This is a genomic window from Rahnella sp. CJA17(1/100), from assembly GCF_963881615.1.
Lineage (GTDB): Bacteria > Pseudomonadota > Gammaproteobacteria > Enterobacterales > Enterobacteriaceae > Rahnella > Rahnella aceris.
The window spans coordinates 25,253-45,489 of the sequence record NZ_CAWOJA010000006.1 but is presented as its reverse complement, the minus strand read 5'-3'; the positions used below and the strand labels follow the sequence as shown (position 1 = coordinate 45,489).

The following is a 20,237-nucleotide window of genomic DNA, read 5'->3' as shown; positions in this document are numbered from 1 at the left end:
ACGCTGTAGAGGTATGAGTGAGACGGAGCGGAGTCGGAACGAGCACCGAACAATCATACCTCTACAGCGGAATAGAGCATTCTATGCGTTGATTATGGTGTCTGGCATTAGAACTTCTTTCAAATCTGAGAGTTGAAGCTCTGAAGTTATGTTGATCGGACGGTTGACAATAAGATATTCTGGTGTTTCTCCCTCCTTGGTTCCGTACTACCAAAAAGAAGACCATATAGAGGAATTAGTATGGCAAATTTCGAGGACTGGTGTGATTCGGCAGAGCGTAATATCAGCGACCATTATTTGCAGTCAATAACGGCCAGGGATGCCGAGTGTATGTTCGGCGTTCAGGTTATGGCCGCGCTAATACCTGAACACTATGCGTCACCAAGAAATATCGCTAACGCATTTGAAGCTCTAGGTAAACCGGAGCTGGCGGCATACATTGCTGGAAAATTGCCTGAAACGAAACAGATTCGTTCCGGTGATTTGGGTGAGATATTTGCAACTGAATGGATAAATGCACGTAGCAATGGCTATAAAACGCCTATAAAAAGATTGCGCTGGAAAGATCATCGCAATATGTCGATGCGTGGTGAGGACGTCATTGGTATTTACATAGATCAGTCTTCTCAACAACTTTTTTTCCTTAAAACCGAAGCGAAAAGTCGCGCCAAAATGACGGGAGAGGTGGTTTCTGAAGCCCGCGATAACTTGAATAAAGAGCAAGGGCTGCCATCTTCACATGCCCTAATGTTCATAGCAGATCGCCTGAATGAACAGGGTGAGGAGCTTTTGGCTAAAGCGATCTTAAATGCAACGCTTCGGCAAGGAATTGTTCCAGGATGCGTCCGGCATCTTATCTTTCTATTATCGGGCAACTCTTCAGAAACTATGCTGACCACTTCAATTGAAAAGTATACAGGTCAAAATAATCAGTGGGGTGTTTGTCTAAGAATTGCTCGCCATGGTGAGTTTATTGCCGCAACTTTTGAAAAGGTGATTAGCGATGCCAGCAACAGCTGATGAAATTATCGAGGCTATTAAGGAAGCTTCAGCTGTAGGTTTTCGCGGGCGCCTGATTGCACGCGGGCAAGCCCGGTCGGTGATCTGGCGAGACGGTGACTTGCCGCCGGATGCACCGGAGTTTAGCGCACTGCTCAGTCAGGACCTTCAAGGCTATGCTTATGCCCTAATCGATCTCGGCCTTCGTCTTCGAGAACTTAATGGAGACGACGCCTATGTGCGAATTGCTTTTGAACAGGCCGGTACCGCACTCGAGTCGGCTATTGCTAAAGGAAAACGCGACAGCCGGGATACAGATTTTCACTTCGTAATGGCTGCTGCAAGCTATCACCTTGCGCATCTTTCAGCACGAGCCTATTCGTTACTCGCAATGGTTGGTCAGGATGATAATTTTTCACCAATAGAGAGGGCTCTTACACAACTGATCCGGCGTGATTTGCGTACTCTGCGCGATAATGCGTTGGGCTTTCGGCTCAGAGGTGATGGCAGTGACGTGAAAATTACTGAAATCCTCCAGGCTCGCTTAAACTTGCCGCAAGACGAGAACAGTGACAGTGAGTCAGAGGAGGACATCCTTTTTGATGGGCTTGATTTGGCACTGACTGACGCCTATATGTCGGCCATTTCTCTCTACCTTCTCGCTGTAGAAAGGGGAGAATCACGTTTGCTTTCCAGGGCTATTGAAAAATTAAGAATTAGTCTAAGTATATGTGCTCAGTTTAATATGCTACCCCAGTGGTGGCTAAACTTTATTACCATTCATCTGTTATCTGACCTTTGGTCAGATACATTCCATGAAAGATTGCCACTGGTTCCAGTTGGTGGTGACGCTGCTGAATGGCCCGCGCTTCGGGAACTGTTTATTGCACTGCTTCAAAGACGACCTCGAGCCGAAATTGATCTCTGGCCATCGCAGAGAGAGGCCACCGGACGCTCTGTTAATGACAATGACGATTTGGTTGTTTCGTTGCCAACCAGCGCTGGAAAAACTCGTATTGCTGAATTGTGTATTCTTCGCTGTCTGGCGGGTGGCAAGCGTGTTGTTTTCATCACCCCGCTTCGTGCGCTTTCTGCACAAACAGAAGCCACTCTCTCCAGAACATTTGGGCCGCTTGGGAAAACAATATCAATGCTGTATGGCAGCATTGGCGTAAGTGGTATGGATGAGGATGCAATTCGCCAGCGTGACATCGTCGTCGCCACTCCTGAAAAACTTGACTTTGCTCTCCGGAATGACCCGTCAATTATTAATGATGTAGGACTTTTTATTTTTGATGAGGGGCACATGATTGGGGCCGATGAACGAGAGGTTCGGTATGAAGTTCAAATTCAACGGCTGTTGCGCAGACAGGATGCCGATACGCGCAGAATTGTCTGCCTCTCGGCAATTCTACCTGATGGTGAGCAACTCGATGATTTTGCCGGTTGGCTCCGTCGTGACAAGCCCGGAGGACCAATCAAAAATAATTGGCGACCGACCCGCTTGCAGTTTGGCGAGGTCATATGGTCCGCTCCAGCAGGTCGGCTTAATCTCAGTGTCGGTTATGAGGCGGCTTGGGTATCGCGTTTTATCGTCAGCAGACAACCGCCAAAGGTTAAATTACCTAATAAAAAGCAGCGAACAAAAATGTTTCCCTCTGATAACAAGGAGCTCTGTTTAGCGACAGCCTGGCGTCTAATTGAAGATGGACAGACCGTACTTATCTACTGCCCACTTCGCCGGAGCGTCGAACCGTTTGCCGAGACAATTGTCGATCTGTATCAGCGCGGACTACTGCCATCTTTATTTGATGCTGCCCCGGACATTCTGGATACGGCTATCTCGCTGGGAGAAGAATGGTTGGGGGCACACAACTCGATACTTGCCTGCCTACGGTTGGGCGTGGCTCTTCATCATGGCGCATTGCCTACGGCTTACCGCAAAGAAATCGAACGTTTGCTGCGAGATGGGGTACTTAAAGTGACGATCTCATCACCGACGCTAGCACAAGGTCTTAATCTTTCGGCAACAGCTATCGTCATGCATTCTCTTCATCGGAATCGCGAGCTTATCAAAGTGTCCGAGTTCAGAAACGTCATAGGCAGAGCAGGGCGCGCATATGTAGATGTTGAAGGGCTGGTGATTTATCCAATATTCGATAAAGTAAATAAACGCCAGACTAACTGGCATACCCTCACATCTGACACGGGGGCCCGTGAGATGGAGAGCGGACTAATACAGCTTGTCTGTGTGTTATTGATTCGCATGCATACACGGCTTGGTGGGGATTTAAAAGCACTCACTGAATATGTGACCAACAACGCCGTAGCGTGGGAATTTCCAGAAATTATGACCGAATCTCCGCAAGAAAGAGATATTGCGCAGGCCATCTGGGAAAAACAACTTTCAACGCTTGATACTGCTATTCTGAGCCTTCTTGGTGAGAATGATATCCCGGATGACCAGATTGAAACTGCTCTTGATGACATTCTTCAGTCTTCACTTTGGCAACGCAGTTTGCAGCGTTATAGGGATGAGAATGAACGGATTTTGCTGAAATCGGGACTCCTATCCCGCAGCCGCTACATCTGGCAGCGCTCAACGGCAGCAGGGCGCCGGGGGTATTTCCTGTCGGGGGTAGGACTTACAACCGGGCTACGACTTGATGCTATTGCCGCTAAGGCCAACCAACTATTGATTGATGCGAATGCGGCTATAATGGGCGGTGATGCTGAAGAGGCAATTGCTGCTGTCACTGCTCTCGCTGAAGAGGTCTTTACCTTCTATCCGTTTATACCCGATCCATTGCCTGGCCACTGGAGAGGTATTTTACGTTCCTGGCTATTGGGTGAACCCATGACTAACGTCGCGAATACGCAGGCGTCTGAAACGCTTCAATTCGTTGAGAATGGGCTGGTGTATCGACTTCCATGGGCAATGGAGGCTATTAGGGTACGTGCAACAGCTAATGGAGACCTCATAGGTGATACAGATACCACGCTAGACGATTATGAGTTAGGTTTTGCGGTTGCTGCCGTTGAAACAGGTACCTTGAGCCGTTCGTCTTCACTGCTTATTCAGGCGGGTTTTAGCTCCAGGCTTGCAGCCATAAAAGTGGTTACAGACACTACTGCCGATTTTCAATCCGGCCAGGAGCTTAGAAGGTGGCTGAACTCTGAAGAAGTGATAAGCCACACGGATAATCATGACTGGCCTACACCTGAAACCAGAGTGATGTGGCTGGAATTCTTGGGTAGTCTCAGCCCCAAAGGCAGCCAGGTTTGGAGTCGTCATCGTTATAACGGAATGGTGGACTGGAGAGATACTCCGGCAGTGATCGGCACACCATTGCAGCTTTACACTGTTGATGGTATTCATCACGTACTGGCTGATGATGGCACTCCTCTGGGAAGTATAAATGGCAGAATTAACACAAACAGAAGAGGTCTTCTTAGAGTTGAGGTGGATGATGAGAATGGTCGTGCCATGTTCGATTATTTAGGACCGGACGACTTTATTTCTACCTGATTTCTGGTTCGAGCGACTTATGATTGGTGCATGCATCTGGCGTAATCGGTGAGACCGTAGCTATATATTGTTATCCAAATTGAGCCGTTGCAACTCGTCGAGCGTGTAGACGCGGAAGACATTCCGGTGGCGGGTTTCCAGCGGGATGTGTTGATGGTTAACGATAACGTGTCTGATGCTGTCAAACAGCCGTTCAAGGCCGCGCTTTTTCTGCGGGTCCGGCACGATATAAAAAACGTAAATCCAGTCTTTCCGGGTCCGGGCCAATAAATGGCTTGCGATGATTGACTGGTAGCGAGCTCTGGTTTTCAGACGGCGCTCGGTCTCAATGGCGATCACGGTTCCGCAGGGTAGAGTGATCAGCCCGTCTGGCCGGTGATTGACCTGATAACGGCTGAGGAATGTCGTGCGATCGCCGTTTATCCAGCCGGACGCACCTTTTTGCTCAAGGATGATCCGTGCCGCCTGATTATCAAGGTGATGTTCCAGCGTCCAGCCGGTAATCTTTGAAGGCTCAAATCGTGCGGGGAAAAGCGCATCGTCGGGGGTTAACACAACGGCCAGTCCGTCACTGGTTATGCCCCACAATGAAATTTTTATCGTGCGTGATACCAGGACATGCTTTTGTATTAACCCCATTCTCTCGACTTTTGAAAGAAGGGTATAAAGCGATTTATGATCCCGGAAACCAAATAGCAGTATCAGCGTTTTAAAATCGCTGTAGGTTTCTTCTTTCAGGAAGTTCAGCAGTTGTTTTATTTTTTCTCTGTTGCGTGTCTGGCGCTCTTGATATGTCGAAATCAGCATAACCGCTCCTTAAAAATCCAGCGGGGACAGGTCTTTTTCATCATCAGGTTTTGGCTTTACCGGTTTTACTTCGCTTTTGTCGAAGAAAAGAACCGGGTGCGATGTCATCACATCCAGCGCGGTTGGTTTATCATCGTCGCCAAAATCCAGTGCGATCTTCACCGGTGCCGCCGCTGCGGCAATATCAGGGGAAACAGAAAAGGTTTTTAACCGGCGCTTTCTGACCTTTATCGGTGAAATCAGGGAGGCGGAAGGTAGCGTTGTTGTCGTAAAGATAAAACTGACAAAATCAGGTAGGTTCAGGATCATATTGCTGTCAATAAAAAAACGCTCGGCCTGGCGGATTGTGCGCTCACTGTCGATGGTTTCAGTGAGCATATTATCCGTCTTAGCCTTACGGAGTTCGTCATCCACCAGAATCGTTCCTGACATTCTCGCTATCCAGTCTGCTGTATCCGGATCTATAACCCGGTAAACCAGTTTGAATTTGGCATTTTCAACGACCGCACCGACAACGGCGTCGCCTTTCAAATCTGCTGGGCAGTCTTTTAAATCGGCAATGGACTGGTGATCCATAATAATATGCACGCCTTTATCCCGAGCCGCGCCTAAACCTTCCAGCGCTGGCCTGGATAAATGGTATTTCAGTTCGGAAAGATAAATAGCAATGGGGCGGGGTACATCTGTTACACGTTCGCGCCTTTCTGCTAACTGGTAAAGGCGAACCAGCAGCATACGCTGAGCGGTAATGATTTTGCTGTTTCGCATGGAGCCGATAACATAACAGCAGCCACCTTCATCAAATATTTTTTTGAGTGAAAAACCCTCCGGTGAATTAATAGCATTGAGTAATGCCAGCTCCTCAATCTTGCCAAAAAATGCTTTGATTTTTTCGGCAATACCTTGAACGTAATCACCGTTATAAACATCCCGGATTGTTGTCGATGGATTATCGCTGACAAATTGTGCGGCCATACGGGCGGCTTTCCGGTCGTCGATCCGATAAAAGTCAGATTCCTGACCTTTTTCCGCCAGACTGAAACCTGCAACGAACAATTCTTCCAGTTCATCTGGCGTAATATTTTCAATCAGGTTTAGCTGGTATTGGGGTTTTCGCAGGTCAATTAAGGCAAAGGGTTTTCCTGCATCCTCGCAGGCTTTGCGGTAAAGGTGGGGTGCCCATTCATCATCCTTGGGGTCCATAACAAAGACACCTTCACTGGCCAGAATACTTTGATAAAGTAATATCCCGGCAGCTACCCCTTTACCGGCTCCGGTGGTGCCAATAATATCCGCGTGCTGTTTCTGCCAGTCTTTTAACGGGAGATACATTGGTTCGTTCTCCTTGTCCATGCCAGTAAAAATGCCTTTATTCAGGTCGATATAATCCAGCGGATCATAGTGCAGTGTTTCCGGCAACAAGGACTTTACGGTGCGGACATCGGTGCGCAATTCCCGTTCAAGGGTGGTCTTTTTAACAAGGCGTTTCTTTATTTTGTCCAGTTCCGGCGTGAATATCCGGCGAAGCATAATATGAAAAATAATCCCGGTTACAGTGAAAGCAATCCGTACTGACCAGGCCAGTACTGTATTATCACTGGTGAGTCTGGTCTTATACAGCCACTGAAAAAAGCCGATAACGACCGGGGCCAGTGTGCCAGAGAGGAAACAGACCATGGAAAAAGCCATAATCAGCTTTTTCCAGAGCGGAGCTTTTTGCCGTTCATCGCTTTTCATCGACGCAAAAAACGGCATCGTCAGCCCCGATAACAGCGCCAGCATCAGCTGATGCTGTTGCATAAAAGCAATGAAGCTCAGCGCGCCATTCACTATCGGCGACAGTGAAACGGCCAGCTTATTCAAAATCACGATGCCTCCTTCGTCAGCGGTTCGCCCCATGACATCGCCCCATCAATTCGCCCCACGGTGTCGGGCGAAAAGGCGGGGCGAGCGTATGGGTAAAGAAGGTGGCCGCTATGCGGCCATGTGCCGGAAAGCATGCTTTCCTGCTCGAAACGGCCTGCGCCAGTACATGCGGGCTGGACGCCCTTATGTAATGTCACATGGGGGTAATGTCGTGGCTGGACGCCGCGCCATAACCCCCCAACGTCAATGGCGGCACACCGTCGCCCGCTACGCGCGACCAACCCCTTTAAGACGCGCGTTTCGCCTAATGCCAGTCACTTAAGCATTTTTATGAATACAAATTCATTTTTGTGCTTCAAAGGATAATGAAGGAATCAGGCTTATAGCGCTATTTTTCTTCATCGAAGGCCCAAATTCACGGGCCTCATTTCCTTAAGTGACCAGCATTACGCGTTTCGCCTGTTTTTTCTTTTCCTCGCGAGCTCGGAGCGAAAAAACGGGAACGCTGCTTTAAAGGGGTTGGTCGCGCCTTATCGGCAATATTCCCCGTGGGCGGGAAATATTACCTGGCTTGACGGTGTGCGGGGCAGGCCCCCCACAAAAAACGGCACGTGGGCGTGCCTTTTTGCTCGCCGGGGCGGCAAAATTTTTGCGGCTCCCCCCGGCCTGCTCAATTCGCTTTGGGCGAATGTTCGCAGGTGGGCGCGGTGCCTGAAAATTAACAATTCCTCCGGAATTGAATTTTCTGTCCACGCTCCACTTGCTTATTTTACGGCTTAACAATTTCTTTGAAATTGAAGCCAAAAATCAGCAAGCCTTAACACCATCGTCTGAAATCTCAGTGCATTATTTTTTTCGTCATAAATCGAAAAGCATGCTCATATTAGCTTTTTTGTGTTTCATTAACATCTCTATTATCAATTAAATACTGATGTAAATCAAAAATATCCCCCCCTTAATATGAGAGGTTTTGTTGTTCTTCACTTATGCCCTGTACTTATAGCAATAACTTCAGTTTTGCTTTCTGTGCAAAACAATTATGCCCATTTTGTGTATTCCTCAATGAGTGACTGTTACATAGAGTAAATGTGCCTTCCCAATTGTTTTGAGGATTCTGATATGCACAGCAAGAAAAATGTATTATTAACAGGTGCGACGGGTTTCATTGGTTCATATCTGCTGGCTGATCTTCTGGAGAATAAAGATATCGGGAGGATTTATATTCTTTCCCGTAAAGTGGATAAAAATAATGAAAAGGAAAGATTGTTCACCGCATTTGAAAAATTTTCGGTGCCAGGCCATGAACGACTGGCAGCGGCAACCAATATATCAGTCATTGAAGGCGATATTACGCAGCCTCGCCTAGGTATATCCGATGCCGCTTTTGAAGAACTCTGTTCAGAGGTGGATGTTATTCACCATATTGCGGCACGTGTCAATCACCTCCGACCATATGAAGTGCTAAAAGCGCCCAATGTGGGCAGTGTCGCAGATATCATCAGCATCGCTCAGAAAGGTCGGGCTAAAATCGTTAATTTTGTTTCAACGTTAGGGTCTGCGGCTAAAAAGGACAAGGATGGTCGTTATGTTGAGGCCTTTCCGGGTAATGCCGTTCTTAACTCTGACATGGGGTATTTGCTTTCGAAATGGGAATCTGAGCGTCTTCTGGAGAAATTTCAGGATCAGGGTGGAAAAGTTAATCTTTTCCGGCTCGGTTATATTTCAGGTCACAGCCATACAGGTGCTTCGCTTTTTACCGATAACCAGTTTATGCTGTTTATCAAAAGCTGCATTCAACTGGGTTACGCCCCGGTTCTCCCCAGAATGATTAATTTAACTCCTGTCGATTACACCACAGCCATCATGGCTCAATCCAGGTATATGTCAGAGGGGGGAGATGTTCTCAATCTGTTTAACTATTCCGGACTTATCAGTTGGGAAGACATTGTTTCATGGCTGAACTTACGTGGGTATAAAATTGAGACTACGGAATTTTATGACTGGCAGAAAAAACTTCTGGCGGATAATGAAAGTAATGCACTCTTCCGTTTTCTTCCACTTTATGGCGTTGACGGCTCTCATGATAAGATCCTCAGGTTTGGCCGTGAAATTGATAAGTTTGATTTCCATAATACGATGGCGGCGACTAAGCGCCTGGCCTATAAATTACCTGCTTTGAGATACGAATTACTGGATACCTATTTAAGGTATCTACAGTCAGTTGATTTTTTACCAGTACCTCACGCTGTAAATGCTGCTTAAACAGGTCTGATATTTATGGAAAGAACACAAAGTAGTTATTTTGCACTGGCTTGTCTGTGTGCTTTTGCTGTTGCCAATATTTATTATAATCAGCCCCTGCTTGAACTGTTTGCAAAAGATTTCGCGGTTGATGAAAAACATGCCGGTTCTGTTGCGATGTTTGTACAACTATCTTATGCAGCAGGTCTTGTTTTCTTCGTGCCGCTGGGCGACCGGTTTGAACGCAGGAAACTGCTTATTATTTTATTGGGCATTAATGCTGCTGCTTCGGCAGCGGCCTCTTTCACGCAAACGATTGGACAGCTACTTACTGTAAATATTGTCATTGGTATGACATCTGTTGGTGCACAGATTGTCATTCCGATGGTATCCCTGATAGCTCCTGCGGAACAAAGAGGACGTGCAGTTGGAACCGTGATGAGCGGATTAATGGCTGGTGTCCTGTTTGGCAGGATCCTGTCCGGATTTGTTGGCAATTATTTTGGATGGCGGTCGATGTATCTTGTGGCTACTGCTCTGGATCTTCTTTTGCTTATTATGGTTCCCAGACTTTTACCACACAGTAAAACGGCGGCATCACAGATCTCCTATCATTTACTGCTGAAATCACTTATCACTTTTTTTATAAAAGAAGGTGATCTCAGATTATCATGTTTTTGTGGGGCAATGATGTTTGGCGGGTTCAGCGCATTATGGGGGGGGCTTGCATTTTTACTTGCGCGACCACCTTACCATTATGGCAGTGATATTGTCGGCAGTTTCGGATTTGCAGGCATTGCCGGGATTCTTGCCACACCTTATATAGGGAAAATGGCTGACCGTTACAGCCCACGTATTGTTGTATTAGTGGGAAGTGTGATTGCATTACTGGGTTTTATCTCTGTCTTCTTTTCTCCTCATTATCTGTTTGCGTTAATTGTTGCTCTTGTTCTTCTCGATATCGGGGGACGGGCAGGGCTTGTGGGGAACCAGCTGAGAGCGCTTGCATTATCCGCAGAAGGAAGGAGTCGTTTAAATACAGTATTTATGTGCTCTTATTTTATCGGTGGTGCTGTCGGAACCCGTGCGGGGGCTGAAATCAGTGTCCGGTACGGATGGACCGGGATCACTGTAATGGGATTTATTCTTTCCTGTTTTGTCCTGTTGCTGAATATGAGACAAGCGAATACGAATAAAAATACTGATGCTCTGGCCTGAGTGAATTTAAGAGGAAATAATATGATGAATGCCTATATTTGTGATGCCGTTCGTACCCCTTTTGGGCGTTATGGTGGAGCCCTTTCCTCTGTACGGGCCGATGATCTTGCAGCGCTGACGATTTCTGCTCTTATGGAAAGAAATCCGGCCATCAATTTCAGCAATATTGATGATGTTATTTTAGGTTGCGCGAATCAGGCCGGTGAGGATAACCGGAATGTCGCCCGGATGGCTCTTCTGCTGGCTGGGCTGCCTGCCAGTGTTCCGGGTACAACAATAAACCGGTTATGCGGCTCCAGTCTTGATGCCATTGCGGTAGCGGCGCGGGCAATCAAATCCGGTGAAGTCAATCTTATTATTGCCGGGGGAGTGGAAAATATGAGTCGTGCGCCGTTTGTTTTAGGTAAGTCAGACAAAGCTTTCTCGCGAAGTTTGAACATCGAAGATACAACAATGGGATGGCGATTCATTAATCCTGAAATGAAAGCTCGTTATGGCGTGGATACCATGCCTGAAACGGCTGAGAATGTTGCCCGCCAGTTTGGCATTTCCCGTGAAGAACAGGATTTGTTTGCTCTGACCAGCCAGAGGCGGGTATCAGATGCTTATCGTAACGGGATTTTTAACGATGAGATTATTCCCGTCACCTTACCTCAGAAAAATAAAGAGAATATTATCTTCAATAAGGATGAACATCCACGGGAAACCACGCCAGAGGCATTATCCCGTCTCAGGGGGGTTGTGACAGCAGATGGTACGATCACTGCGGGTAACGCATCAGGGATCAACGACGGCGCGGGAGCGTTATTAATCAGCAGTGAAACCGGATTGTCCGAATATTCTCTTTCGCCAAAAGCGAGGATTCTGGCATCGGCAGTTGCGGGCGTAGAGCCAAGGATCATGGGAGTTGGCCCGGTTTCAGCCGTCAGGAAAGTTCTTGAACTGGCAGGGCTCACCATCGATCAGATGGATGTGATAGAGATTAATGAAGCGTTTGCAGCTCAGGCGCTGGCAGTGATGAAACAACTGGATATTGACGTTAATGATGAACGGATTAATCCCAACGGCGGAGCAATAGCGCTCGGACATCCGCTGGGGGCAAGCGGTGCAAGGCTTGTTATGACGGCCTGCTATCAACTGCAAAGAACAAAGGGGCGCTATGCACTTTGCACAATGTGTATCGGTGTCGGTCAGGGTATTGCCGTTATCATCGAACGAATTTAGTCACTAAATAACAGCCGTAAGATTATCACGCAAAAATTGTAAAAAAGCAGCCAGTTTGGGTGTCATTCTGGGAAGCGCACGCAAAAAATGGATATCGTCAACTTTCTGCTGCGGGTCATCAAATATATTGACCAGCCTGCCAGCTTTAATATCCTGTCCCACAACCCAGTTGGGCAGAAAGACGATCCCTAATCCTGAAATGGCTGCTTTTAGCAGAGCTTCGAAATCATTGCAACGCATATATAAGCGATACTCTCCTCCCTGAGTGTCGATAATACGACTCCATGAAATGGAGTGTGGATCATGATATTTGTCCAGAATATGGTGGCCGGGGAGTTCAGTCGGTCCACCGGGAACCCCATATTGCTCAATATAACGAGGGCTTGCACAGGCAATCCAGGTCTGGTGCGCTATTTTTGTCGCATACAGTGAGCTGTTTTTTAGTTTACCAATGCGAACCGCTGCATCAAGGCGTTCTATTGATGGGATTTCAAGTTGCTCTGTAAGATCCAGAACAAGATCCACATCAGGATAATGAGATTTAAATTCTGGTAGCCAGGGGAAAATATGGAGTTTTGCAAAAGTCGGCAAACAACTGATGCGCAATGTCCCTGTCACTTCTTCATTTAAAGAAACGATTTCATCACGCATATCATTGAGCGCTTCAAGTACCCCCACTGCACGGGTAAACAATGCATCGCCGATTTCTGTTAAATGAATGCCACGGGTGCTTCGTGTGAAGAGGGGGGCTTTCATGACCGCTTCAAGCATATCAATTTTTCGCATGATGGATGACGGGTTTACGCCGTGGCGGCGTGCAACCGCTGAAAATGAACCACATCTTGCTATTTCAACAAACAAAGAAAGGTTTTCTGTATAACGGTAGATATCCATTGTTTCTCTTGATATATTTCACCACTCCCCTGGCAGGGATACGATTTCGTCTGACCTGAACCCGGACAGAAAACAGCAACAAATCCACCCCTGGATTATCGGAGGCTGATTTTGTCCGGGATGAGCATCGTAACACCAGAGTAGATAATTGTGCCAGAAGCGCGGCCCTGTTTCTCATCTGGCCTGTCTGATGTGTCAGGTTCAGCCTGGAAAGCCCCTCCAAAATTGCCCAGAGAGCTGACAGTGGCAAATTCTGTTAACGCGTTCTGCCAATAACAGAAACGGGGTTGTTCGCAGGTTCAGACAGCAGCGTGAGAATGCGCGGCCATGCTGCACTCACTGAACGGTATGAAACCGGGAAAATGGCCGCGTTTTTACATACCGGTTAAATGAATAATGCCGTGCCAGCACAGGCTGATACGGCTTTTCTAATGATCTTATTATGCCCGATGCGTTATGCCGCTTTGTGGCTGTCTTCCTGACCCTGGATATACGGCGGCACATATGCTTCCCGGCAGGTATCCAGATAATCCGACCACCACTGCATCATCGCCTTACGGGCTTCCCGATGTTCCGCTTTGTGGATATAAGCCAGGCGCACGGTGTTGCGTTCCTGATGGCTCATCTGGCGCTCCACTGCATCCTGCGACCATAAACCGGATTCCATCAGGGCACTGCATGCCATTGCCCGGAAGCCATGACCGCAGATATCCTGTTTCGTGTCGTATCCCATCAGGCGCAGTGCCTTGTTGATAGTATTCTCACACATCGGCTTATACGGGTTATGGTCGCCGGGGAAAACCAGTTCACCTTCACCGGAAATATCCTTCAATCGTTTCAGAATGGCGATGGCCTGTTCTGAGAGGGGCACGATATGCGGGGTGCGCATTTTTGCACCTCGCCCGGAATAACGTACGCCTGCAATGGCTTCGCGTGTCCCGGGTATCGTCCAGACCCGGTTCCTGAAATCAATCTCCGACCAGCGGGCAAAACGCAGTTCACTGGAGCGAATGAACACATGTAACGTCAGCAGGACGGCAAGCCGGGTGAGTTCCCGTCCCTGGTGATAACCGTCAATCCGTTCAAGCAGTTCAGGAAGGCGCTCCAGTGGCAGGGCAGGATAGTGGTGTCTGACGGGCGGTGTCGTCACGCCGTCAAGGTTTGCCGCCGGGTTACTGTCGATTAACCCCTGATGAACCGCATAACGCATGATGTTACTGAGGTGCTGCCGCGTGCGGGACGCAACTTCCAGCAGGCCTTTTCCCTCAATGCCTTTCAGCAGGTCAATGAAATGACGGGGTTTAAGCTCTGACACTGACAGATGACCAATCACCGGAAAGATATGATTGTTCAGGCTGGCAAGCAGACGGTCAGCGGTATTCTGCGACCATTTTTTATTGCTACCGTGCCACGCCAGTGCCACCGTTTTAAACATTTTCTCCGGCATGCGCGAGCCGCGTTCAGCTGCACGTTGCTGCGCCGGGTTGATGTTCAGCGCCAGCATCTTACGGATGCCTTCGCGCTGCTGGCGGGCGTCTGACAGGGATACGGCAGGATAGGCACCCAGTGCAATACGGGATTCTTTGCCGTTAATACGGTATTTAAGATACCAGAGACGGGAACCGCCCGGTTTGACCAGCAGATACAGACCGTGGGAATCGGAGACTTTAAAGGGTTTATCAGTGGGCTTGAGACTACGGATTTTTGCGTCGGTAAGGGACATATGGGGGTCACTCCATTATCGAACTAACCTGACCCCAGATTTGACCACCAATTTTTCCCGATGCGGAGGGTAAAATCAAAATGCACCGGGAAGAGTTTTCACGCTAACCTGTTGAATCAAAATAACATAAGGACTCGCAAGGATGCATGAAAGCAGGAAATTGGCTCCTCTGACTGGACTCGAACCAGTGACATACGGATTAACAGTCCGCCGTTCTACCGACTGAACTACAGAGGAATCGTTGGAACGGGGCGAATAATAGCGACTGCCTGTGGGCATGTCAAAGGGTTAACGAAAAAAGTTGTCTGACTGCTTTCTTAATATTCAACTTGTTGACTATTAAGACAAAGTGATTAAAACCTCTGCCATTTTTCTGTACGTCACGCCTTTTCACGTCTGTATTGCACTAAAAGTATTCACAAGTTGCCTGATTGTTGTGCAGGGGTTATCGGTAAGTTTTATTCTGGCCGTTATTCTGCAAGTTTTTTGCCAGTCACCGGCCATAAAATCGTCATAAATTCAGATCTGCTGCACAAATTTCACTCATATTTCGAAACTGGCACACCCCGTGCATTGTTATTTTACTAACAACGGCTAGCTTTTTGACAATGAAGCAACAGGGGATTAACTGATGCAGCCAGCGCAGGATGTGATTGAACAAATCGAAGCCTCGTTTGCCGGGCAGACACCCACGGGCAAACGCATTGCCAGCTATCTGCTGGCAAATCTTGCACAGATCCCGTTTGAAACGGCGGACAGCATTGCGCGCAGCGCGGCGACCAGTGGCATTTCTGTCGGGCGATATCTGCGCAGCCTCGGCTATCGCAATCTCGATCACTTCAAGCAAACGCTGCGCCTGCAAAGCGGCACATCATATCAGCCGTGGGTGGTTACCGACCGTCTGGGCGCTTATCGCGAACGCAGCAAACAGCCGCAGCAGGAAAAGTTGCAACAGTCGCTGGCGCTCGAACTGGAAGCCATCAATCACGTTTACCAGCTCGCACAGACTGACAGCTTTGCGCAGGTCAGCCGCCGTCTGGCCGATGCGGAGGCGGTGTTTATTCTGGGTATCCAGTCGGTACGCGGCATTGCCAACAACTTCTCCAGTTATCTCGAGTACTTACGGCCAAAAGTCTATTTCGCCGACGGGCTTTCCGGTACCTATGTCGAATCCCTGAATTCGGAATTCGCGCAGCCTTATCTGGTGGTGACCGACACCCGTGCCTATTCGAAGATGGCGCAAACTTATTGCGAAGCTGCCTGTGAACGCGGCCTGAACGTGGCACTGATCACCGACATTTACTGTCCGTGGGCGCGCGATTATCCGGTGGATTTATTGCAGGTGAAAACCGACACCGGCCAGTTCTGGGACTCGATGGCGCCGCTAAGCTGCCTGTTCAATCTGTTGTGCTCGGCGGTGCTCGAACTGCGCGGTCACGATGTAGAACAGCGCCTGGCGAATAACCGCATCCTGCAAAAACAGCTCGGACAATTTGAATCCTGAACTTCTAAACCAGCGGACAGATTTATTGATGAATACGAAAACACCTGATGTTGCCCTGATCGATCTGGCTGAAATTCTGCCCGATGCGGTGATCGACCTGAAATATGCCACCGCCGATAACCTGACCGGTCAGCCGATTTATCGCGAATCCCTCTGCCTGCTGCATCCCGATGCCGCGTCGGCGTTGGTTCGTTGTAACGAAGTCGCGAAACTGGCCGGATTCACGTTGAAAATCTATGACGCTTACCGGCCGCAGGCGGCGCAGGCCTGTTTGTGGGCGGCATTTCCGAATCCGGATTATGTGGTGGATATCAGACTCGGTTCGCACCACAGCCGCGGTGTGGCGGTGGATCTGACCTTGCTGGATGAACAGGGTGAGGTGGTGGACATGGGCGCGGGCTTCGATGAAATGACCGAAGTATCGCATCCGTTTTACCCCGATTTACCGCCACATATTCAGCGTAACCGCTTGCTGCTCAACGCCGTGATGGCGGCGGGGGGCTTTAAGGGTATCACCAGCGAGTGGTGGCACTTTGAATTACCGGATGCCAAAACGTATCCGTTGTTGGAAGAGCGGTTCGGCTGCTATCCGCCGGTTAATGCCGCGTAATTATTGCACGTCTCTTATCACTTTTTGACAGAGCCAGGAGTTCTCAGATGAGCAACACAGCAATCAACACGTTCCGCAAAAATACGAAAACACAGGTCGCCGGTGCCATTTTTCTCGCCTTGTCAGGCTTAAGTTTTGCCACGCAGGCCGCCGTGCCGAAAGACATGCTGGTGATTGGTAAAGCAGCCGATCCGCAAACGTTGGATCCTGCGGTGACTATCGACAACAACGACTGGACGGTCACGTATCCGGCGTATCAGCGTCTGGTGCAGTATAAAACCGAAGACGGCAAAGGCTCGACGCAGGTTGAAGGGGATCTGGCGGCAAGCTGGACGGCATCACCGGATCAACTGGTCTGGACCTTCAAACTCAAGCCGGGCGCTAAATTTGATGACGGTTCCGACGTCAATGCCGATGCGGTGAAATGGTCGTTCGAACGACTGATGAAAATCGGTCAGGGGCCATCGGAAGCCTTCCCGAAAGACATGACGGTGACCGTTGTCGATCCGATGACGGTGACCTTTACGCTCAAAACGCCGTTCGCGCCATTCCTCTACACGCTGGCGAATGACGGCGCGGGTATCGTCAATCCGGCGATTGCCAAAGCCAATCCGGCCGATGAAGGTAAGGCGTGGCTGGCGGGACATACTGCCGGTTCCGGCCCGTATAAACTCGATCGCTGGCAAAAAGGTCAGCAACTGGTGCTGGTGCCCAATCCGCATTACAGCGGCGCAAAACCAGCCTTTAAACGTGTGACCGTGAAAATTATCGGTGAAAGCGCCACCCGCCGCCTGCAACTGTCGCGCGGGGATCTGGACATTGCCGATTCCCTGCCGATGGACCAGCTGGCTGCCCTGAAAAAAGAAAATAAAGTCGCCGTGGAAGAATTCCCGTCGTTGCGCGTGACCTATCTGTATCTCAATAACGGCAAAACGCCGTTGAATCAGGTGGATTTACGCCGCGCAATTTCTTCTGCCGTGGATTATCAGGGCATGGTGAAAGGCATTCTCGGCGGCAACGCCAAACAAATGCGCGGGCCAATTCCTGATGGCATGTGGGGTTTCGACCCGACGGCGAAGCAATACACCTTAGATCTGACGCAGGCCAAAGCTGACCTGGAGAAAGTCAAAGACAAGCCGCAGACGCTGGACTTCCTGTATTCCGATAACGATCCGAACTGGGAATCCATCGCGCTTTCCGTGCAGGCCAGCCTCGGCCAGGCCGGGATTAACGTGAAGCTGGAAAAACTGGCTAACGCCACCATGCGTGACCGCATCGGGCAGGGTGATTACGACATCTCAATCGGTAACTGGAGCCCGGATTTCGCCGACCCGTACATGTTTATGAACTACTGGTTTGAGTCCGACAAAAAAGGCCTGCCCGGTAACCGTTCCTTCTACTCAAATCCTGACGTGGATGCGTTGCTGAAAAAAGCGGTGTCAGTGACCGATCAGAAACAGCGCACCGACTATTACCAGCAGGCGCAGAAAATCGTTATCGACGAAGCGGCGTATGTTTATTTGTTCCAGAAAAACTATCAGGTGGCGATGAATAAAGACGTTAAAGGCTTTGTTTTCAACCCGATGCTTGAGCAAGTCTTCAATGTTGGTCAGATGCATAAGCAATAACCGCAATATCATTCACGAAAACCCCTTTCACGACCTGAAAGGGGTTTTACGGGGAAAAACTATGACTTTTTGGACTCTGATTCGCCAGCGCTGCTGGGGTCTGATACTGGTGATGGCGGGCGTGTGCGTCATTACTTTTATCATCTCGCATATGATCCCGGGAGATCCGGCGCGGCTGCTGGCGGGCGACCGTGCAAGCAATGAAATGGTCGAACATATTCGTGAGCAACTGGGACTGAATCAGCCGCTTTACGTGCAGTTTTTCCGTTACGTCAGCGATTTGTTGCACGGCGATTTGGGCACGTCGATCCGTACTGGTCGTCCGGTACTCGAAGACCTGAAAGCGTTCTTCCCGGCGACCCTGGAACTGGCGGTCAGCGCACTGTTTCTGGCGATTGTGCTCGGCATTCCGCTGGGCGTGTTGTCGGCGGTGTACCGCAATAAATTTCCGGATCATCTGGTGCGTCTGCTTTCCGTGCTCGGCATTTCCACGCCTGCGTTCTGGCTGGGGCTGGGCGTCATCATCCTGTTCTACGGGCATCTGAACCTGCTGCCGGGCGGCGGAAGGCTGGATGACTGGATGGATCCGCCCGCCAATATCACCGGCTTTTATGTGCTCGATTCCCTGCTGACCGGTAACCGGGACGCCTTCTGGAACAGCCTGCAACATCTGGCGATGCCTGCGCTGACGCTGGCGTTTGTACACATGGGTATCGTGGCGCGGCAAATTCGCTCGGCGATGCTTGAGCAACTGAGTGAAGACTACATTCGGACGGCGCGGGCTAACGGGTTGTCACGCTGGCGGGTGGTCCTGAGCCACGCTTTGCCGAACGCGCTGATCCCGTCGGTCACCGTGCTCGGGCTGGCGATGGGCGATTTGTTGTATGGCGCGGTGCTGACCGAAACGGTGTTTGCCTGGCCGGGTATGGGCGCGTACGTGGTGAATTCGATTCAGGCGCTGGATTTCCCGGCGGTGATGGGTTTTGCGGTGGTGGTGTCGTTTGCCTACGTCATCGTCAATTTATGCGTCGATTTACTGTATGTGTGGATCGATCCGCGCATCGGCCGTGAGGGGTGAGCCAATGTCTGTGATTGAACCGGGCGTCAATAATCATCGGGCTGACATCGTGGCGCCAGATGTCAAACCGCGCTTTGCCAACTGGCGGCGCACATTCTATTTGCTGAGCCGCAGTCCGCTGACGATGTTAGGGCTGGCGATCATGCTGATTGTGCTTTTCATCATGATCTTTTCGCCGTGGCTGGTGCCGCATGATCCTAACGCCATCAGCCTGACCGACCGCCTGCAGGCACCTTCCGCGCTGCACTGGTTTGGGACTGATGAAGTCGGGCGGGATCTGTTCAGTCGTGTGCTGATAGGTAGCCAGCAATCCGTAGCCGCCGGGCTGGCGGTGGTGATCATCGCGGGCACGATTGGCTCATTACTCGGCTGTTTCTCCGGTGTGGTGGGCGGCGTAGTGGACGCGCTGATCATGCGCTGCATGGACATCATGCTGTCAGTACCCTCGCTGGTATTAACCATGGCGCTGGCCGCCGCGCTCGGGCCGACTTTGTTTAACGCCATGCTGGCGATTGCGGTGGTGCGCATTCCGTTTTATGTGCGGCTGGCGCGCGGACAGACGCTGATGCTGCGTCATCAGGCTTATATGCAGGCTACGCGGACGTTCGGCGCGTCACGCTGGCATCTCATTACCTGGCACGTGCTGCGCAATGTGATGCCGCCGCTGGTGGTGCAGGCTTCTCTGGATATCGGTACCTCGATTCTGATGGCGGCAACGTTAGGGTTCATCGGCCTGGGCGCGCAACAACCGACCGCAGAGTGGGGCGCGATGGTCTCCAACGGACGCAATTATATTCTCGATCAATGGTGGTATTCAGCCTTTCCAGGCGTGGCAATTCTGATTACCGCCACCGGTTTTAACCTGTTCGGCGACGGTCTGCGCGACCTGCTGGATCCGAAAAGCAGAGGGCGCTGA

At 49.9% G+C, this 20,237-nt stretch carries 14 protein-coding genes and 1 tRNA gene; 10 read left to right on the top strand and 5 right to left on the bottom strand.

Features of this window, described 5'->3' with window-relative positions; all coding sequences use genetic code 11:
• Nucleotides 1-240 precede the first annotated feature (240 nt).
• Nucleotides 241-1,020 carry a Hachiman antiphage defense system protein HamA gene (locus AACU55_RS04030; protein ID WP_134706709.1) on the top strand — a complete coding sequence of 260 codons (780 nt, stop codon included), beginning with the start codon at nucleotides 241-243 and terminating at the stop codon, nucleotides 1,018-1,020.
• Nucleotides 1,004-4,528, top strand: coding sequence for a DEAD/DEAH box helicase (locus AACU55_RS04025; protein ID WP_134706708.1), 3,525 nt, complete (start codon nucleotides 1,004-1,006; stop codon nucleotides 4,526-4,528). Before AACU55_RS04030 ends, AACU55_RS04025 begins: the two co-directional genes overlap by 17 nt.
• Nucleotides 4,529-4,588: 60 nt before the next feature.
• Here the strand turns inward: AACU55_RS04025 and mobC are convergent, their stop codons facing one another.
• On the bottom strand, nucleotides 4,589-5,335 hold the full coding sequence (gene mobC / locus AACU55_RS04020; RefSeq protein ID WP_001593446.1) for a MobC family replication-relaxation protein: 747 nt from the start codon (nucleotides 5,333-5,335) through the stop codon (nucleotides 4,589-4,591).
• 9 nt (nucleotides 5,336-5,344) lie between these two features.
• Complete coding sequence (locus tag AACU55_RS04015) at nucleotides 5,345-7,204, bottom strand: type IV secretory system conjugative DNA transfer family protein (protein ID WP_134706738.1); 1,860 nt, start codon at nucleotides 7,202-7,204, stop codon at nucleotides 5,345-5,347.
• Between the two features lie 1,116 nt (nucleotides 7,205-8,320).
• Here AACU55_RS04015 and AACU55_RS04010 point away from each other — a divergent pair.
• Genes AACU55_RS04010 through pcaF form a run of 3 tightly spaced genes read left to right on the top strand, consistent with a single transcriptional unit; the run spans nucleotide 8,321 to nucleotide 11,884 of the window.
• Entirely contained in the window at nucleotides 8,321-9,463 is a 1,143-nt protein-coding gene (locus AACU55_RS04010; RefSeq protein ID WP_134706706.1) for a thioester reductase domain-containing protein, read from the top strand.
• 15 nt (nucleotides 9,464-9,478) lie between these two features.
• Nucleotides 9,479-10,660 (top strand): MFS transporter, encoded by a 1,182-nt coding sequence (locus AACU55_RS04005; RefSeq protein ID WP_134706705.1) that lies wholly within the window; start codon nucleotides 9,479-9,481, stop codon nucleotides 10,658-10,660.
• A 21-nt stretch (nucleotides 10,661-10,681) separates the two neighbouring features.
• Nucleotides 10,682-11,884 (top strand): 3-oxoadipyl-CoA thiolase, encoded by a 1,203-nt coding sequence (pcaF, locus tag AACU55_RS04000; RefSeq protein ID WP_134706704.1) that lies wholly within the window; start codon nucleotides 10,682-10,684, stop codon nucleotides 11,882-11,884.
• 3 nt (nucleotides 11,885-11,887) lie between these two features.
• Here the strand turns inward: pcaF and AACU55_RS03995 are convergent, their stop codons facing one another.
• From AACU55_RS03995 to AACU55_RS03985, 3 genes are all read right to left on the bottom strand, one after another.
• Nucleotides 11,888-12,778, bottom strand: coding sequence for a LysR family transcriptional regulator (locus tag AACU55_RS03995; RefSeq protein WP_048269265.1), 891 nt, complete (start codon nucleotides 12,776-12,778; stop codon nucleotides 11,888-11,890).
• Between the two features lie 454 nt (nucleotides 12,779-13,232).
• Nucleotides 13,233-14,501 (bottom strand): tyrosine-type recombinase/integrase, encoded by a 1,269-nt coding sequence (locus tag AACU55_RS03990; protein WP_134706703.1) that lies wholly within the window; start codon nucleotides 14,499-14,501, stop codon nucleotides 13,233-13,235.
• A gap of 161 nt (nucleotides 14,502-14,662) precedes the next feature.
• Nucleotides 14,663-14,738, bottom strand: a tRNA-Asn gene (locus tag AACU55_RS03985).
• A 394-nt stretch (nucleotides 14,739-15,132) separates the two neighbouring features.
• Here AACU55_RS03985 and AACU55_RS03980 point away from each other — a divergent pair.
• The 5 genes from AACU55_RS03980 (at nucleotide 15,133) to ddpC (ending at nucleotide 20,237) form a co-directional block, all read left to right on the top strand.
• Nucleotides 15,133-16,005, top strand: coding sequence for a MurR/RpiR family transcriptional regulator (locus AACU55_RS03980; protein WP_134706702.1), 873 nt, complete (start codon nucleotides 15,133-15,135; stop codon nucleotides 16,003-16,005).
• Between the two features lie 28 nt (nucleotides 16,006-16,033).
• Nucleotides 16,034-16,615 (top strand): D-alanyl-D-alanine dipeptidase, encoded by a 582-nt coding sequence (gene ddpX / locus AACU55_RS03975; protein ID WP_037034534.1) that lies wholly within the window; start codon nucleotides 16,034-16,036, stop codon nucleotides 16,613-16,615.
• A gap of 47 nt (nucleotides 16,616-16,662) precedes the next feature.
• Nucleotides 16,663-18,243, top strand: coding sequence for an ABC transporter substrate-binding protein (locus AACU55_RS03970; protein ID WP_134706701.1), 1,581 nt, complete (start codon nucleotides 16,663-16,665; stop codon nucleotides 18,241-18,243).
• A gap of 61 nt (nucleotides 18,244-18,304) precedes the next feature.
• Nucleotides 18,305-19,321, top strand: a complete 1,017-nt coding sequence (locus AACU55_RS03965; RefSeq protein ID WP_037034531.1) for an ABC transporter permease — start codon at nucleotides 18,305-18,307, stop codon at nucleotides 19,319-19,321.
• A gap of 4 nt (nucleotides 19,322-19,325) precedes the next feature.
• Entirely contained in the window at nucleotides 19,326-20,237 is a 912-nt protein-coding gene (ddpC, locus tag AACU55_RS03960; protein WP_134706700.1) for a D,D-dipeptide ABC transporter permease, read from the top strand.

Coding starts and splice junctions, on each gene's coding strand:
- AACU55_RS04030 (WP_134706709.1), top strand. CDS start 241: ATGGCAAATTTCGAGGACTGGTGTGATTCGGCAGAGCGTAATATCAGC.
- AACU55_RS04025 (WP_134706708.1), top strand. CDS start 1,004: ATGCCAGCAACAGCTGATGAAATTATCGAGGCTATTAAGGAAGCTTCA.
- mobC (WP_001593446.1), bottom strand. CDS start 5,335: ATGCTGATTTCGACATATCAAGAGCGCCAGACACGCAACAGAGAAAAA.
- AACU55_RS04010 (WP_134706706.1), top strand. CDS start 8,321: ATGCACAGCAAGAAAAATGTATTATTAACAGGTGCGACGGGTTTCATT.
- AACU55_RS04005 (WP_134706705.1), top strand. CDS start 9,479: ATGGAAAGAACACAAAGTAGTTATTTTGCACTGGCTTGTCTGTGTGCT.
- pcaF (WP_134706704.1), top strand. CDS start 10,682: ATGATGAATGCCTATATTTGTGATGCCGTTCGTACCCCTTTTGGGCGT.
- AACU55_RS03995 (WP_048269265.1), bottom strand. CDS start 12,778: ATGGATATCTACCGTTATACAGAAAACCTTTCTTTGTTTGTTGAAATA.
- AACU55_RS03990 (WP_134706703.1), bottom strand. CDS start 14,501: ATGTCCCTTACCGACGCAAAAATCCGTAGTCTCAAGCCCACTGATAAA.
- AACU55_RS03980 (WP_134706702.1), top strand. CDS start 15,133: ATGCAGCCAGCGCAGGATGTGATTGAACAAATCGAAGCCTCGTTTGCC.
- ddpX (WP_037034534.1), top strand. CDS start 16,034: ATGAATACGAAAACACCTGATGTTGCCCTGATCGATCTGGCTGAAATT.
- AACU55_RS03970 (WP_134706701.1), top strand. CDS start 16,663: ATGAGCAACACAGCAATCAACACGTTCCGCAAAAATACGAAAACACAG.
- AACU55_RS03965 (WP_037034531.1), top strand. CDS start 18,305: ATGACTTTTTGGACTCTGATTCGCCAGCGCTGCTGGGGTCTGATACTG.
- ddpC (WP_134706700.1), top strand. CDS start 19,326: ATGTCTGTGATTGAACCGGGCGTCAATAATCATCGGGCTGACATCGTG.